Annotated in this window: 2 protein-coding genes and 1 pseudogene; all 3 read right to left on the bottom strand. The window is 67.1% G+C overall.

Annotated features, from left to right (window positions below; all coding sequences use genetic code 11):
• Nucleotides 1-1,549: hypothetical protein (locus BISA_RS11595; protein ID WP_033892142.1), on the bottom strand; the 1,549-nt coding region annotated here is incomplete at its 3' end.
• Nucleotides 1,550-1,554: 5 nt separating this feature from the next.
• Nucleotides 1,555-1,854 carry a hypothetical protein gene (locus BISA_RS11590; RefSeq protein ID WP_033892143.1) on the bottom strand — a complete coding sequence of 100 codons (300 nt, stop codon included), beginning with the start codon at nt 1,852-1,854 and terminating at the stop codon, nt 1,555-1,557.
• A gap of 84 nt (nt 1,855-1,938) precedes the next feature.
• Nucleotides 1,939-2,243, bottom strand: a pseudogene (locus tag BISA_RS13150) (hypothetical protein); the annotation flags it as partial.

The following is a 2,243-nucleotide window of genomic DNA, read 5'->3' as shown; positions in this document are numbered from 1 at the left end:
CTCCCGCCGCGCCCATGCCCAGCACCGACGGCATGATTCCGCCGCCGCCACCGCCGACCGAGGATTGCACTGCCGGAACGATCATGCGGATCATGGCGGGAAGGAGGATGATGACGCTCAAGGTGAGCATCAGGGTGATGGCCTGGCTGTCGTCGCCGGCTCCGGCTGTCGTCATGATCGCGCTGCCCGTCGCCATGACCAAGGCGGCCACCGGCTTGTAGAAGAGGAACGCGGCCAGCCAGCCCAGGGTCTTCGCGAACGACTGGCGGCCCTGCTCGGTCCACGACAATGCGGCCCACATGGGGGCGACCCCCACGAGGATTGGCAGCAGTCCGGCGCGCAGGTAGCAGAACACCTTGCTGATCAGGCCGCATATCCACACCACGATCGTCAGCACGATCGCGACCGGCGCGCCGAGGTCGAAGAACTGGCTGGCCGCCAGCGTGTTCGCCTCCCACGCGTCGTTCATCATGCCCGACGCGGATCTGAGCACGCCGGCGGTCCACGAGTCGAACGTGGACTGGAACGTGTTGACCATGCCGGCGAGGCACACGCTGGTGAGGATAGCCCACATGAACGCCTTGCCCAGCGGGACCAGGCCACGCCCCTCCTGCTGGGTGACGAGCTTCCAGCCGGCCGCCATCACGCCGCACACCGCGGCGAGGATCAGGAACGGGTCGATCTGCATGCGCACCCAGTCGGAGAGGAAGAACGAGACCCCGCCCTGCGTCCAGGCGCCGGAGGGAGTCCACGATGGCAGCGACGGATTGGAGCCGGAGGAGCGGGAGAAGAACGTGAGCGCGATGCTCGCCGACGAGGAGCCGAGCAGCACGCCGAGGAATATCCACCCGGCCTTGTCCAGGAGCGGTCCCTTCATGCCGTCCGCCACGTTCCATACGATGCGCGCGCTCAGCACGCACAGGCTGACCGCGGCCGCGACGACGAGCACGCCCTGAGCGACTCGCAGATAGCGGTTCGCCGGCGTGAACCAGTCGTCGTAGTCGGGCGACGCGTTGGCGTGCAGCGTGGAGACGGTGCCGTCAGCGGCGACCAGCGTGTTGCGGCTCGTGGACAGCCATTCGATCGTCTCGTCCGACTGCTTCTCGTACATGCCCCACAGGGTCTTCTCCAGCCAGCTGAGCGTGCGCTGCTTGACGCAGGAGGAATCCCGGTACACCCAGCTTCCCTCGTCCGAGGTCTCCTTCTGGTACGTGTTCTGCAACGCGGTGCATTGGAGCTGCGGCGCCTCCATGAGGAACCTGCGGGCCGCCTTCTTCGACGTTATCGGAGTGACGCCGGCCTGCCCCGTGGACCCGTAGTTGTCGAGCGTCCACTGGATCTGGTTGGGGCCGATCAGGTCGCCCAGGCCGCCTTCGGGGATCCTCATCACGTACGTGGTCTGCACGTCGCTCACCTCCTCGTCGCCGAACGTGAGCTCGTCGGCGAACGAGCCGAAATCAGGGCCCCCGCAGCCCGCGAGGCAGGCAAGGCAGGAGAAGGCGAGCAGCAGCGCGCACAGGCTGCGTCGCAGGCGTCGCGGCATGCGCATGGCCGTCAGCAGCTCGCCGTCACGGACAGGCCAAGGGCGCTCAGGATCGCTACCGCGCCTGCGCCGAGGAAGATGCCGATCACCCAGTTGACGAGCTTGTCGAACGTGTCGTCGCGGTCGGGGACCCCGTCTCCCTGCTGGCGCAGGATGTGCACGCCGATGCGCACCAGCGCGATCACGCCGATCACCAGACTCAACGCCTTCACCCATCCCAAAGCGGTCGAGACCGGCCCGGAGAATCCAGGCGGAAGGCACGGGGTCGGATCGCTCAGCGTCTCCGCGAGAATCAACGCCGACGGAATCATGGTTTTCATGGTCTGCTCCCTTCATGGAGTGGATAATGCAATCGAGAAAACGGTCGGGCATCATCATCCGACGGTTCGGGAACGCTATCGGGGCAGGCCGTCCACATCGCGCAGCAGACGCGCGTACGCCGACGGCCATCGGGTCGGGAACCCTTCGAGTTCGAGCCCGCGGATGTAGGGCAGTCGCCACACGCGGGTGACGGACGCGATCCGCAGCCTTCCCTCCACCAATGGTCTGGGCATGCGCGCCACCGGGTCGGTGATCGCCGCTCCCAGAAGGACGGTCGGTCCGAACAGGCCACGAGCCTGGTCGTCCAGCAGGCTCCTCAGGGATTCGAGGCCGCGACCCGTGCCCATCGCGCACAGCAGGACGCGCGACGGGCTGCCCG

Origin of the sequence: Bifidobacterium saguini DSM 23967 (assembly GCF_000741715.1) — a bacterium.
GTDB lineage: Bacteria > Actinomycetota > Actinomycetes > Actinomycetales > Bifidobacteriaceae > Bifidobacterium > Bifidobacterium saguini.
Note: the sequence above shows the minus strand (reverse complement) of the source record. Positions and strands in the feature narration are given on the sequence as shown.

Coding starts and splice junctions, on each gene's coding strand:
- BISA_RS11590 (WP_033892143.1), bottom strand. CDS start 1,854: ATGATTCCGTCGGCGTTGATTCTCGCGGAGACGCTGAGCGATCCGACC.